General features: G+C 56.0%; 10 protein-coding genes and 2 pseudogenes. 6 read left to right on the top strand and 6 right to left on the bottom strand.

Annotated features, from left to right (window positions below; translation table 11 throughout):
- Positions 1-198 precede the first annotated feature (198 nt).
- Both BLR20_RS04135 and BLR20_RS04130 read left to right on the top strand, forming a co-directional pair.
- The gene (locus BLR20_RS04135; RefSeq protein ID WP_054994094.1) at positions 199-1,176 is read left to right on the top strand and encodes a hydroxyacid dehydrogenase; all 978 of its coding nucleotides are present in this window, start codon (positions 199-201) and stop codon (positions 1,174-1,176) included.
- A 78-nt stretch (positions 1,177-1,254) separates the two neighbouring features.
- A complete protein-coding gene (locus BLR20_RS04130) occupies positions 1,255-2,589 on the top strand; it encodes an MFS transporter (protein WP_010429150.1) in 1,335 nt (444 codons plus the stop codon).
- A gap of 78 nt (positions 2,590-2,667) precedes the next feature.
- Here the strand turns inward: BLR20_RS04130 and BLR20_RS04125 are convergent, their stop codons facing one another.
- From BLR20_RS04125 to BLR20_RS04115, 3 genes are all read right to left on the bottom strand, one after another.
- Complete coding sequence (locus BLR20_RS04125) at positions 2,668-3,408, bottom strand: IclR family transcriptional regulator (protein ID WP_025990865.1); 741 nt, start codon at positions 3,406-3,408, stop codon at positions 2,668-2,670.
- A 141-nt stretch (positions 3,409-3,549) separates the two neighbouring features.
- Positions 3,550-4,401 (bottom strand): SDR family oxidoreductase, encoded by an 852-nt coding sequence (locus BLR20_RS04120; RefSeq protein WP_054994093.1) that lies wholly within the window; start codon positions 4,399-4,401, stop codon positions 3,550-3,552.
- Positions 4,398-5,810: a flavin-containing monooxygenase gene (locus BLR20_RS04115; RefSeq protein WP_054994092.1), complete on the bottom strand. Its 1,413-nt coding sequence runs from the start codon at positions 5,808-5,810 to the stop codon at positions 4,398-4,400. Before BLR20_RS04115 ends, BLR20_RS04120 begins: the two co-directional genes overlap by 4 nt.
- A 221-nt stretch (positions 5,811-6,031) precedes the next feature.
- On the opposite strand from BLR20_RS04115, the gene BLR20_RS04110 reads away from it, so the two are divergent.
- The 4 genes from BLR20_RS04110 to BLR20_RS04095 all read left to right on the top strand — a co-directional run bounded on the left by BLR20_RS04110 (position 6,032) and on the right by BLR20_RS04095 (position 9,043).
- Positions 6,032-7,090 carry an AraC family transcriptional regulator gene (locus BLR20_RS04110; RefSeq protein ID WP_010429158.1) on the top strand — a complete coding sequence of 353 codons (1,059 nt, stop codon included), beginning with the start codon at positions 6,032-6,034 and terminating at the stop codon, positions 7,088-7,090.
- Positions 7,087-7,314, top strand: a complete 228-nt coding sequence (locus BLR20_RS04105) for a hypothetical protein (protein WP_010429160.1) — start codon at positions 7,087-7,089, stop codon at positions 7,312-7,314. The genes BLR20_RS04110 and BLR20_RS04105 overlap by 4 nt, the downstream gene beginning before the upstream one ends.
- Complete coding sequence (locus BLR20_RS04100) at positions 7,314-8,441, top strand: metallophosphoesterase (protein WP_054994091.1); 1,128 nt, start codon at positions 7,314-7,316, stop codon at positions 8,439-8,441. The genes BLR20_RS04105 and BLR20_RS04100 overlap by 1 nt, the downstream gene beginning before the upstream one ends.
- A gap of 194 nt (positions 8,442-8,635) precedes the next feature.
- Positions 8,636-9,043 carry a hypothetical protein gene (locus tag BLR20_RS04095; protein ID WP_054994090.1) on the top strand — a complete coding sequence of 136 codons (408 nt, stop codon included), beginning with the start codon at positions 8,636-8,638 and terminating at the stop codon, positions 9,041-9,043.
- A gap of 537 nt (positions 9,044-9,580) precedes the next feature.
- On the opposite strand, the gene BLR20_RS04090 is transcribed toward BLR20_RS04095, so the two are convergent.
- From BLR20_RS04090 to BLR20_RS28345, 3 genes and pseudogenes are all read right to left on the bottom strand, one after another.
- Positions 9,581-11,167 (bottom strand): putative bifunctional diguanylate cyclase/phosphodiesterase, encoded by a 1,587-nt coding sequence (locus BLR20_RS04090; protein WP_054994089.1) that lies wholly within the window; start codon positions 11,165-11,167, stop codon positions 9,581-9,583.
- Positions 11,168-11,441: 274 nt separating this feature from the next.
- Positions 11,442-11,870 (bottom strand): annotated as a pseudogene (locus tag BLR20_RS28350) (methyl-accepting chemotaxis protein); the annotation flags it as partial.
- A gap of 111 nt (positions 11,871-11,981) precedes the next feature.
- Positions 11,982-12,704 (bottom strand): annotated as a pseudogene (locus tag BLR20_RS28345) (PAS domain-containing protein); the annotation flags it as partial.
- Positions 12,705-12,827: the final 123 nt, after the last annotated feature.

Here is a 12,827-nt window from a genome sequence, read left to right as displayed (position 1 = left end):
GCTGGGTTTTCTATTTTCAGAATCACATTTCATTTTAGATCAATCAAGCAGTAAAAAAGAATTAAAGTACCTTTTTAGATCGATAAAAATCTATATAGTGAAATGGCATTTCATTATGGTAGTGTTCGGGCATCGGGTTGAAACTGATGCCCGGCCGCACACCAAACGCGAACGCAAATAAGAACAAGGTACGCATCCATGACCCGCAAGATTTTGCTGACAGGCCCCGCCCTGGCACACGACGTGATGAGCTATGCGAATGATCTGGGCATTCAGATTTTCCCCACCACCCCCTACCTGCCGGCTGAAGAACTCACCGCGCTTATCCGCGACGTGCAGCCCGACGCGATCATCGTCAGGCAAGGCAAGCTGACGCGTGAAATGATCGAAGCGTCCCCAAAACTCAAGGCGGTCGCCAAGCACGGGGTCGGCTACGACACCATCGATATTCAGGCGGCGGCAGAGAAAGGTGTTCCTGTCATTATCGCCCTCGGGGCGAATGCGCAATCGGTAGCCGAACATGCTTTCGCACTCATGTTCAGCGTGGCTCGGCAAATTGCCTGGCTGGATGCACGTACACGCCAGGGACATTGGGACAAGGCCACCGCCAACGGTATCGAGCTGTTTGGCAAGACATTGGGGCTGGTTGGCCTTGGGGCGATCGGCAGCATCCTGATGGATCTGGTTGCGCCTTTGCAGATGAAGGTCAAGGTGTTCGACCCTTACCTCAAAACGCTACCCGAACGTCCACACGTCGAGCGCGAAACCGATTTTGACCGCCTCATCGAATCCAGCGATATCATCAGTCTGCATTGCCCGCTGACCGACGAAAACCGCAACCTGATCGGTACCGCGCAACTGAACCGCATGCGCTCCAACTGCATCCTGATCAATACTGCCCGTGGCGAACTGGTCGATACCCCGGCGCTTGTTCAGGCGCTGCAAACCAACAGAATCGCAGGCGCGGGACTGGACACGTTCAATCCGGAGCCGCCTTCTGCCGACAGTCCGCTGTGGCAACTGCCGAATCTTGTTGCCACCCCGCATACGGGTGCCAATACCACCGAATCCCGTGATCGCGTCGGGCTGCTGGCTGTTCAACAGATCGTCAAAGTGTGGGACGGCGACGCGCTTGACCCCCGCTGCGTCGTGAATCGCCAATTGCTCGATGGCTGATCCAGCTTTTGCCCCGCTACCGACATGGCGGGGCGAACATCTACCGTTTCTCCACAAAAATAAGCACAGGAGAGCACCATGGCCCGCACCCAACCGACTCAACCGGTCACCGAACTCGAACGCACCACCATGCGCCGAGTTGCATGGCGACTGCTTCCCTTCCTTATCCTTTGTTACCTGATCGCGATCATCGACCGTGGCAATATCGGCATGGCGTCGCTGCAGATGAATCATGACCTGGGCCTTAGCCCGGCGATCTTCGGTTTCGCGAGCAGCCTGTTCTTTGTCTCGTACTTTCTGGTCGAGGTGCCGAGCAACCTGGCCCTGCAGAAATTCGGCGCGCGCATCTGGATTGCACGCATCATGATCACCTGGGGGATCATTTCCGCAGGGACGGCTTTTGTGCAGGGCGCCAACTCGCTGTACGTCATGCGCTTTCTGCTGGGTGCTGCCGAGGCGGGTTTCTTCCCGGGCGTGCTGCTTTACATGACTTACTGGCTGCCGTCGGCCTATCGCGCACGCATGGTGGCGATCTTTATGGTCGCTATTCCAGGTGCAAACTTTCTAGGCTCACCGCTTTCGGGCTACCTGCTGACCCTGGACGGCTGGATGGGCATGAGGGGCTGGCACTGGCTGTTCATTCTTGAGGGTATCCCCGCCGTACTGCTGGGAATCGCCTGCCTTTTCATTCTGACCGATCGCCCGGCTCAGGCTCGTTGGCTGGATGATGAACAACGCACCTGGCTGGTCGACAAACTGGATGAAGAGCGCAAGCTCAAGACCAACATCGGCCATATCTCGCTATGGAAGCTGCTCAAGCACAAGGACATATGGGTCATGGCGCTTATCTATTCAGGCGCGTCTGCGGCAGGCAGCACCATGAGCGTGTGGGCACCCCAGCTGTTGAAAAGCTTTGGCCTGAGCAATCTGGAGATCGGCTTCGTCAATGCCATTCCCTACGGCATTGCATCGGTTGCGATGATCATCTGGGGGCGCAGTTCGGACCGCAGCAATGAACGTCGCTGGCACACCTCCGCCACCTTGTTTTTGATCACTGCGGGTCTGCTGCTGGCACTGGTCACGTCCTCTCTGCCCGCAACTGTCGTGATGCTGACCATGGTGCTCATCGGCGCTTACTCGATGAAAGGTCCGTTCTGGGCACTGGTGTCCAACTGGCTTTCGAGCAGTACGGCCGCCGCCGGACTGGCAGCCATCGGCGCCCTGGCGAATCTGATCGGAGGCGGGATCATGGTCAACGCTTATGGCGCCATCCATCAGGCCACGGGAAGTTATGCGATTGCTCTGCTGCCTCTGGCGGCGCTGTGCACGGCCGGTGCAATCGCCGTGCTTGTCATGGGCAGAAGCCGCAAGCGTGAAGCGCTTGAGGACGCCAAATCTGTAGAGGTCAGCTGAGGCGCGGCAATAACGATTTGAAACGCTGCCTGGCGCAGCGCTTCAAATCGGCTGTTTCTGGAAGTGGGCATGTCTGACTCAGACCGCTTCGTCGACCGCCGGGGCCCGGTGTGCGCCCTTCTCCTCGCCGAAACTTTTCCCTCCAAGGCTGCGCGTCAGGTCGTCAGCCACCTCGATGAAGATAGAGCGGATCGCTTTTGCATAGTCAGCGGTCAGCCGCATGGCCGGGCCCGAAAGCACCAACGCTCCGATGTTTTCATGAAGCGGGCCAAAAATGGGCAACGCCATCGAGGCAGCATGCGGATCAGTCGCACCGCTCGAGTAAAAAGGCTCCAGCCCATCCTTTGCACGGGCATACGGGGTACGCAATGCTTCGGCACTCGCCGCACCGTCCATGGGGCGCATGTCCCCGGGCTGCATATGCAATCGCAGCCGGTGAGGAGAATTTACGCGGTACTGGCACAACCGATAGGCGCCGTGTTTCACATAGAAAGAGGCCGTCTCGCCGGTTTCCCCCGTCAGTTTGTGCAGCCTTGGCAACACATGCCGCTCAAGATCCAGGGCATCCTGGTACACCGCATTAAGGCGCATGACCTCGCTCGCGAGCATATAGCGGCCGTCTGCAAGGCGATTGACAAAGCCATAGGTTTCCAGGGAGACCATCAGACGCATGATCGTGCTTTTGATCAGGCCGGTGCGCTCGACCAGTTCCACAAGGCTCAAGGCCGAGTCCCCTATCTGAAACGAAGACAGAACGGTGAGCACCCTATCCGCTGATGCGACTCCATTCACGGCGGGACGTGGACGCGTTTTGACCATCATTAACTCCTGTGCGGCAGATTGCAGCATGAACCTCGAACTCGCCGCATTATCCGTTAGCTGAAAACGGATAGCCATGAAACCCTTGGTATTCGCCGCGTTGCCCAGGACAAAAAACGCGCCACCGGCCCAACGTCAGGTTTACTGCTTCAAACGCCAGACGCCCTCCACCTGGTGCGCCAGACCTCGCTCGCCCAGCGATTCGATGTATTTCTGCATGCCCTTTTCGCCACGTTTTTGCAGCAGGCGGATGGCTCGTGGCAACAGATTGGGGAACAGCATCGCCAGACTGGACGCCCAGGATTCGCTGGGTTTCGGTGTTCGCTCCAGGCAGGGCTTGTCGAGCATCAGCAACACCTGACGTGCGACATCATCCGGCGACTGCGGCGGCGCGATGAACTGCAAGGCATTGCCGCCTTCGATGGCTTCCTTGCGCAACATTTGTGTGTCTGTCGCAGTGGGCAGGATCGAGCCGACCTTGATGCCCTTCTCTGCCAGATCCAGCCCGATCGACAGCATCGCACCACGCAGGCCGAACTTGCTGGCGCAATAGATGGGAGATTCCGGCGTGGGAAATACACCGCCCAGCGAAACCGTGGATATGATCCGGGCGTCGGCCGAGCGCTTTAGCAATGGGATGGCGAGACGCGTGAGAATCAAGGGTGCAACGAGATTGATATTCAGCTCTCGGCTGATGCTGTCCACCGAGCGTGTATCGAACGCCTCGACCACCGCGATGGCGGCATTATTGATCAGCACGTCCAGTCGGCCAAACTCTGCTTCTATATAAGCCATCAACTGAGCGAGGCTTTGCTGATCGGTCAGATCAACCACATAGGGATGAGCGTCTTCGCCGAGTTTTTCTGCCAGCGAACGCAACTGTTTTTCATCGATATCCGCCATGACCAGCTGCATCCCCCGGCGGATCAGTTGGGCGCAGATTGCCTGGCCTATGCCACCGGCCGCACCGGTGATCAGGACAACCGTTTTCATGAGCACGTCTCCTGAAGGGCGGCCGGTTGCGGGTGCAGCGGCGCAGCCACATATCCGGCGCCTTTACGCAGGCTGCTGTAGTAGCCTTCCTCGACCACTGGCCAGCCCAACTCATGAGACAGCTTGCGCAAGTATTTCTTGAGCGCATGAGCCTCCAGGTACACCTCATGACGTTGGGATTTGACGAACTGGATGCCCCCGGAAAGATCCGGGTCGTCAGACGCAATCAACCGATCAAATTGACCAGCCCTGGTTTTCTGCTGCAATTGGTCGCGCAAGTAACAGGCCACTGCGTGGGCCTCGCTGTCGAACAGTTTGTAGGCACTGGAGTTGGTTTCAACGTACCCGATGCCAAACAGGTTGTAGTGCTCGCGACTGAAAATCGACAGGTACAAACGGGGCCGGCCGCCCTTCCACTCGAAATAGTTCGCGGCGTATTTGCAGCTCCATTTATAACCGGTGGCATAAAGCACCAGATCCAGCGCCTCGCGCGTGCCATCCTTGAACACCACGTGCTGCCCCTCATAGTGCGAGACATCCGGTTTGACCTGAATATCACCGTGCTGCAAACAGTGCAGCAACTGGGTATTGAGCAACGGGTGGCTTTCAAACAGCCTGTGGTCAGGTCTGGGCAAGCCAAAACGGCGTGTGTCGCCATTGATCACGCGCAGAATCGCCTGAAAAATCGGACGCGCGAGCCACATGGGAAGTTGTGGCCCCTTTTCACCGAACTCATCAACCGGCATGCCGAACAGATGCTTGGGGATGAAGTGATAGCCGCGGCGCATGCTGATAAAGGCTTTATCCGCATGCCTGGCGGCGTCACAGGCGATATCTGCACCGGAGTTGCCCGCACCGATGACCATCACCCGTTTGCCCTTGAATTCGTCGGCATGCTTGTAGGTTACCGAGTGCCTGATGGTGCCTTCGAACTGACCTTTCACCTCGGGCATGTTCGGGTCCCAGTTGCATCCAGTGGCGCACACTACTGCGCGATAGCGGCGTCGTTCACCGTTGGCCAGTGTCACCAGCCAGCGTCCGTTTTCTTCCTTTTCGACATCCTCGACGGCGGTGTTGAAGCGGATGTTGCCGTACAGGTCGAACGCCCTCGCGAAGGAGCGAACGTACTCGAAAATCTGGCGATTGCTCGGGTAGTCGGGAAAGTGCGCGGGCATGGGGTAGTCGATGAAGCCTGACTGATCGCGCGAGGAGATAAAGTGCGCCGACTGGTACATCGGCGTTCCGGGGTTATTGATATCCCAGACACCACCCACTTCGCTGTGTCGCTCGAACTGCTCGTAATCGAGTCCCTGGCGCTTGAGTGCCCTGGCCATACAAAGCCCGCCAGGCCCGCTTCCGATAATGCATACCGCGTCGGCGCAATCGTGGATCTTGTTGTCGTTGCTCACTTTGTGTTCCTCGGGTTCTACAGCGAGAACCCTAAGTTAGCCAAGGAGTCGTAGCGCAAGCAGGGGATGCATGGACGTTAAAGGGGGTGATAACGGACTTGTTCGACAGGCACTTCAGGCCGGTGAAAAATGAGCGACCCGAGGGATGTTTCAACTGTTTTTTCAGGCATGCTGTGACTCGATAGAACAAAAATACCTGCATGTGAAAGGTCCGGATCAACATGAAACTCATTGCCGACCCACTGTTCTCCGAAGCCTCTGCCCCACCGCAGGTATCACGCATGCTCCTGCAGTACGCGACCGAGCGTGGCGTCAATACCCAGTGGCTGTGCCGTGGCCTGGGTTTCGCCCCCGATGACTTGAAAAAATCAGGCTATTTGCTGTCGCATCGGCAAAGCAACCTGCTGGTGCGGCGGACCATCTCCGAGCTGGGTGATGGTGGCTTGGGCTTGTCGGTCGGCGAGCGCCAGACGGCAGTCTCATGGGGTATTGTCGGGCTGGGCATGCAAGCCAGCCCGACGCTGGGCGATGCGCTCAATCTGGCGATCCGTTATCAGAAACACACCGGCGCCCTGCTCTCCCATCGTATGGAGTTTCACGAGGGACGCTGCCTGACGTATATCGTGCCGCAGTTCTTTGACCCCGATGTAATCGGTTTCTATCTGGAAGAGGCATTCGCCAGCGAGATGGCGATCGTTCGTCACCTGAGTGGTCGTCATGATCTGGTTCCCAGCCGGGTCGAACTCGAATACCCGGAGCCCGAACACGCGCATCGGTACAGGGAAGTGTTCCGCTGTCCGGTAGTGTTCGCCGGTGCGCATAATCTGATCGAGTTCGACGCCCGGTGGCTGGAAACGCCATTAGTCACGCGTGATGATTTCGTCGCAGCCGAAGTGGCCGAGTTGCTGGACAGCGCGAACTGGGAAGACAAAGGCACGTCTGATCTTGTCGAAACCGTGCAACGTGAAATACGCAAGCGGCTCTGCGCGCCGCCGTCGCTCAATGAACTCGCGCAACAACTCAATATAGGCGAGCGCACCTTGAGACGGCGCCTGGGTGAAGCCGGACAGTCTTATCAAGGCGTCATCGATTCACTGCGCAGGGCAAGGGCACTGTCACTCCTGAGTCACCGCGAAACGAAGCTGATCGACGTGGCCAGCGAGACTGGATTCAGCGATATTCGTGACTTTCGCCGGGCATTCAAGCGCTGGACCGGGGTCACGCCGCGAGAGGCCAGGCATGAGATGCAGCAGTTCCGCAAGGATATCCAGCGGCCGTGATAGCTACGTTCAAGCATGGCTCGACAATCGCCGCGCGTTACAAGAAACTTGGCGGCACCGGTCTGCTCTCGAAGGAGTCCTGCATCGGCACGCAGACCTCCAGCACTCCTGCCCCTCAACACGCTGCAACAGGCGGCGTTCAGCAGGACAAGTTCGAACTCATTACTGCCCGTGCCCTTGACGCAGTTATTCACCTCATCAATATGGTCAACGGAGCACGTTAATGTTTCACGTTATGTTCAGCCTGCCCTGCCTATACGTCATCGCCCGTTTTCTATGGCCGATGCCTTGGGCGTTATCAGCGAAAATCGCCGTTGCCGTACTGCTTGTCCTTGCCTCGCAATACCATCTGTATTGCCGGTTTTCTTCCGGCAGCGTGTTCTCGCCGGAATTTCCACGCTACGTCGTGATGCTGTTCAACTGGGCGTTCGGCGCAATCCTGTTGCTCGCGGTACTGCAAATCATCGTCGACATCGGCACATTGCTGACGATGCTGGTACGCCGGCAGACGCTGAGCATTCCGGCCAATCTGCGCTACGTCGTCGGTGTGGCGGCCTTGGTGCTGGCGGCCATAGGCGTCCAGCAGGCCGTGCGCGTGCCGCCTGTGAAAGACATCCAGATCGCGATTAAAAACCTGCCCCCGCAATTCGAGGGCTACAAGGTATTGCAACTGACCGACATGCACATCAGCCGCCTGTTCGACGCGTCCTGGACCCGGGCGGTGGTACAGCAGTCCAATGCGCTGGGAGTGAACCTGATCGTCATCACTGGCGATCTGATTGATGGCTCGCTGAGCAACCGGAAACAGGATATCGAGGCCCTGCGCGATTTGCGTGCGCCGGACGGCGTGTACGTTATCCCCGGCAACCATGAGTACTTTTTCGATAACCAGGCATGGATGCAGCACTTCGTCTCTCTGGGCATGATCCCTCTCGCCAATAGCCACACGATGATTGAGCACGACGGTGCACGCATCGCTCTGGCCGGCGTCACCGATGTCACTGCGCCAAAAACCGGCTTCCCTGCGCCAGACCTGCAGAAAGCCATAGCAGGCATCGCGAAAGACACATCGATCATCCTGCTCGACCATCAACCCAGAAACGCCGAGGAAACAGCGACCCACGGCGTAGCGCTGCAACTCTCCGGGCATACCCATGGCGGCATGATCTTCGGTCTTCACCGGCTGCTGGCACTGGCCAACGGCGGATTTGTGTCGGGGCTTTATGACGTGGGCGGGATGCAACTGTACGTCAACAACGGCACCGCACTCTGGCCGGGGTTTGCCATTCGTCTTGGCAAGCCTTCGGAATTGACCCGGATTACGCTTCGGCGAGCGCCAGATGCGAAGTGACGATAATGAACTATAAAAATATTACGCTGTGTGCAGATGCCTGATGACTGACGTCAAAATTTATAACGGCGATTAAGTATCCGGTCAGTTCCCAGCCGGTTGTAGATAATTAGTCGCGGAGATGGATGCGGGCGCAAACACTGTAGTATCATCGCTATCGCAGAGATTGCTGCGCCAAGTAAAGGATTATAGGTATGTTTTGGTTTATCCTGATTGTTGTTGTTTTCCTAGGCCTACTTTTCGCATGGGTTAAAGAAAAAGCAAAAAGCGAATCTCATAAAAAGTATCAGGCATCTTTAAAAGACCTTGAGGCTGACCCTAGAAATGCAGTTTTGCGTCAGAAGACTCTTGCATTGGGTCGAACATACTCAAATCTAATGCGTGACAATAAAGGAAATACTGTTTTTGACGAAGTAGCGCTTATGAATGACATAAACGCTGCTTGTGCTGGGGCGCCGGACTTCACCATTGAAAAACCTATTGTGAAGGTATCTGATAGCGTAGAAGCACGTCTAGAAAAGCTTCTCTCCCTTAAAGAGCGCAAACTGATTAATGATAGTGAATATATATCACGACGCAAGGAGATTCTTGAATCAATTTGACTCCTATTTTTGGTCTTTAGAAAAAAAGCATGGACTGGCGGCGTGAGAATCAATGTTTTCATGCTGCCGATTGTTCGCTGCTTATCGCGCCTCTAGTAGCTTCTCCATAAGCGCAGCCGTGTTCTTGATTGGTTTTATTTCGCTGGCGATACAGGTGGATTTTTCTGATCTTAAGATTCTCGGTAGTCGCCACGCAATACTCTATACCCTGCTTTTTCAAAACCTCGCCCATCCAGCGGACATCACAGACAGAGGTCTTCCTCGTTCATTGATCGCACTTGTAACTTGGATGTTACCGTATAGAATTGCGTAACAACAAAAGTGGGGAGCTTACACTATCGCTTCGTTATTGAGCTTATTACTATAGAGGTTCATGACTCTATCCTTTCTAATTAAGACGCCCTCTTTAATAGGCAGAGACCTCTAGGTAGCAATCAATAAAAAATATTTTTTCTCGATAGCTTCGGCCGGATATCGGTTGGGCTGTCTTAAGCTTCCGCTTTACGTATTTCCATAAATACATCGCCCAGTACTGGCTCACGCCCTGACCGGCCCCTCAGCCTCCCTCATTGCCAGCAGCTCTCTCACCTGGGCCGACGGCAAGGGCCTTCCGAACAGGTAGCCCTGGGCAAAGTCGCACTCATGGGTGGCCAGCCAGTCTGCCAGTTGTTCGTGCTCAACGCCCTCGGCGGTGATTTTCATGCGCAGGCTTTTACCCAGAGCGAGGATGGCCTTGACCATCTCGTTCTGGTTTTCAAGTTTTGTGTCGAAGAACGATCTGTCGATCTTGATCTTGTCGATGGCAAGCTTGGTCAGGTGATACAGCCCTGAATAGCCGGTACCGAAATCGTCTAGAGCGACGCTCACGCCCATCGCGCGCAGACGTTCGAGGTTCAGGCGGGCACTGTCGACATTGGCGACCAGGGCATTTTCCGTCACTTCTACTTCCAGCCGACTCAGCGGGAATCCTCCTTCGCTGGCCAACTGTTCCAGCCAGTCAGGAAAGTCGGGGCTTTCGATCATCAGCGAGGTGACGTTGATCGCCAGCGTGAAGTCGCTAGGCCAATCGCGTGCCTGATCGAAGGCTTGAAGCAAAAGGGTCGCGGTGAGTGGCTTGATCAGCCCCAACTGTTCTGCAGCGGGTATGAAGTCAAGCGGCAGGATGATTCCACGCTCGGGATGCAGCCATCGCGCAAGCAGTTCGAACCCTGCCAGACGCTGCTCGGGAAGGCTGACGATAGGCTGATAGAACGGTTGAATATCTTTCTCTTCGATAGCCAGGGTGAGTTCCCGCGCGAACTGTTCCTGCAGGCGCTGTTCGCGTTCGAAGCTGACTTCATAGAAATGAAACGTCGCTCGGCCACCGGTTTTACCGCGGTACATGGCGCTGTCCGCACGTTGCAGCAAGATGTCGGGGTCTGAGCCGTCCATTGGAGCAACGGCAACGCCGAGGGTCGCGCTAAAGGCCACACCCGGCAAGCCAACGCTGGATGCTGCGATTTTGGCCAGAATGCTTTCGGCGAGCGGCGCCAGTTCGGCGTGACTGAAGTCGCCGCTGACTGCCAGGCCGAACTCGTCGCCACCCAGTCGAGCCACCGAAGCCTGCCACCCGACGGTGGCGTCGCGCAGGCTTTCAGCAACGGCGCAAATAGCCGCGTCTCCTGCCGCATGCCCGTGGGTATCGTTGATCAACTTGAATTTATCCAGGTCGATCAGGAAGACCGCGGTCTGTATCGCTGGCTGCTGCAGGCGCGCAACCAGTTGCTCGTGAAACACACGGCGATTGAGCAAACCGGACAATGGATCGTGACGGGCCAGAGATTCGCTGAGCGCCTGGGACTCGAGCAAGTCGTTGTAGCTGCGGTGGAGTCGTTGCATCAGGCGTTTCAGAAGAACGAACGGAACGATCATCGACAGCACTGCAAAGCCGGTCGAAGTCAGTACAAAACGCCAACGCTCGGCACTTTCGAAGTCCTGATCATAGGGCAAGCCCATCGCGGCCATGGCGAAGGATTCAAGTTCGAATTCCCACGCGACTGCGAACAGGAAAATAGAGAACACATAAAACCACAACAACGTGTAAAGGTACTTACGAACCATGTGTGGGGTGCGCAGAAAAGGCATAGTAAAGAGGCTCGAAAGGACGGCGAGTGCAACGCTTATAAACAGGGTATCGGTAGCCGGATGTCAGTCTTGAGGCAGTAAGGCCGTGATGACGATAGTGTGTGACTTGCGCGAGTGCTGTCCCATGGATTTAATAAAACACGCTCATTTAAAACGTCTATAAGCCGGTGGACCCTGCGAATATCGCTAAACGCTCTTTCCTGTTCACCTGCGCAATGAGTGACTCAGGGCCGTACACCTTTAGTGTCCCCTGAGTCGACCCGACTGTTTGCCCTTAACTGGAGCGTTGGTCCACAAACCGGCTGACTGCCCGCACTACGGTGTTTGCGCCGTGCTGGATTTCCTGAATCACGCGGTCTGCGTCGTTGGCCAATACCAGCGCCTCGGAAGCCTGTTCGGTGCTACGCACAATTACGCTTACCGCGTCTGAAGCCAGGCTCTGGTTGGTTTTCACGACGTTTACAATTTCCTCCGCCGCTTTTGTCGTGCGCGAGGCCAGTTGGCGAACTTCATCGGCCACTACCGCAAACCCCCTGCCCTGTTCACCGGCCCTGGCGGCTTCAATCGCTGCGTTCAGCGCGAGCAGGTTGGTTTGTTCGGCGATGCCGCTGATGGTTTTAATGATGGTTCCAATCACCTGACTTTGCGAGTCCAGTGCTTCGATGCCTCGTGTGGCCTCTTCCATCGAAATGGTCAGTTGGCCAAGCATTTGCAGCGTGTCCTTGATGACTTTGCGGCCCTGCTGTGCGCTGCTGTCAGTATCGATAGACGTTTGATAAGCCATTTCCGATGCTTCAGCGACCGCTTTCTCGCGCTCGACCTGTTCAGTGATAACTGTTGCGAACTTGGCAATTTTATAGAGTTTGCCGTTGGCATCGGTAATAGGGTTGTAAGACGCCTCCAGCCATACATCACGACCGCCTTTATCAACCCGGCGAAAACGATCGACGATAAATTCACCCCGGCGCAGTCTTTCCCAGAATTGGATATACGCTTCAGAGGTGGACTCTTCAGGCAGACAGAACATCTTGTGATGTTTGCCCTTTATCTGATTCAACTCGTAACCCATTGCCCTCAGAAAGTTTTCATTGGCGCCGATGACAATGCCATCGAGAGTGAAGTCGATAACGGCGGTGGAACGTTGCAGCGCATTGACCAGCGCCTCGTTCTCGCGGGAGGCTTCAATCGTTCGCGTCAGAACACTCGAATACAGGGTGATCTGCTCGACGCCGCCGGTTTCATTTTTATAAGGGACGACAATGGTTCTCAGCCACACCCTCGCCCCGGTTTTGCTGACCAGACGCAACGTACCGCTGAAATGCTTGCCGTCGCGAATCGCGGTCAATGCGCGTTTCTGGTGAACGTCGCCGCTCAGTTCCGGCGGGCTCAGTTCGGACAGACTGCGTCCGACCAGCTCTGCTTGCGCGTAACTCATCTCCGTCTCGAACAACGCGTTGACGGTCTGTACTTTGCCCGTGCCATCCAGCACAACGGCAACTGTCTCCAGATTGAGGATTTGCCCTGCTTGCTCAAGCATGGCGAGGCGGCGCTCCAATGCCTTATTGGTGTTTTTCAAATGCGAATTGAACATTGCGGCTATCCGGGACAGTTTAGGTTTGCAATCTGCATCGGTCATGGAACCGCAATCTTGAGCGGTGCA

The sequence above is a fragment of the Pseudomonas congelans genome (assembly GCF_900103225.1).
GTDB classification, from domain to species: domain Bacteria; phylum Pseudomonadota; class Gammaproteobacteria; order Pseudomonadales; family Pseudomonadaceae; genus Aquipseudomonas; species Aquipseudomonas congelans.
The sequence above is the reverse complement of the archived record's forward strand: the minus strand, read 5'-3'. Positions and strand labels throughout refer to the sequence as shown.

Bases quoted from the DNA above. Each gene is read 5' to 3' on its own strand.
- BLR20_RS04135 (WP_054994094.1), top strand. From the start codon at position 199: ATGACCCGCAAGATTTTGCTGACAGGCCCCGCCCTGGCACACGACGTG.
- BLR20_RS04130 (WP_010429150.1), top strand. From the start codon at position 1,255: ATGGCCCGCACCCAACCGACTCAACCGGTCACCGAACTCGAACGCACC.
- BLR20_RS04125 (WP_025990865.1), bottom strand. From the start codon at position 3,408: ATGGTCAAAACGCGTCCACGTCCCGCCGTGAATGGAGTCGCATCAGCG.
- BLR20_RS04120 (WP_054994093.1), bottom strand. From the start codon at position 4,401: ATGAAAACGGTTGTCCTGATCACCGGTGCGGCCGGTGGCATAGGCCAG.
- BLR20_RS04110 (WP_010429158.1), top strand. From the start codon at position 6,032: ATGAAACTCATTGCCGACCCACTGTTCTCCGAAGCCTCTGCCCCACCG.
- BLR20_RS04100 (WP_054994091.1), top strand. From the start codon at position 7,314: ATGTTTCACGTTATGTTCAGCCTGCCCTGCCTATACGTCATCGCCCGT.
- BLR20_RS04095 (WP_054994090.1), top strand. From the start codon at position 8,636: ATGTTTTGGTTTATCCTGATTGTTGTTGTTTTCCTAGGCCTACTTTTC.
- BLR20_RS04090 (WP_054994089.1), bottom strand. From the start codon at position 11,167: ATGCCTTTTCTGCGCACCCCACACATGGTTCGTAAGTACCTTTACACG.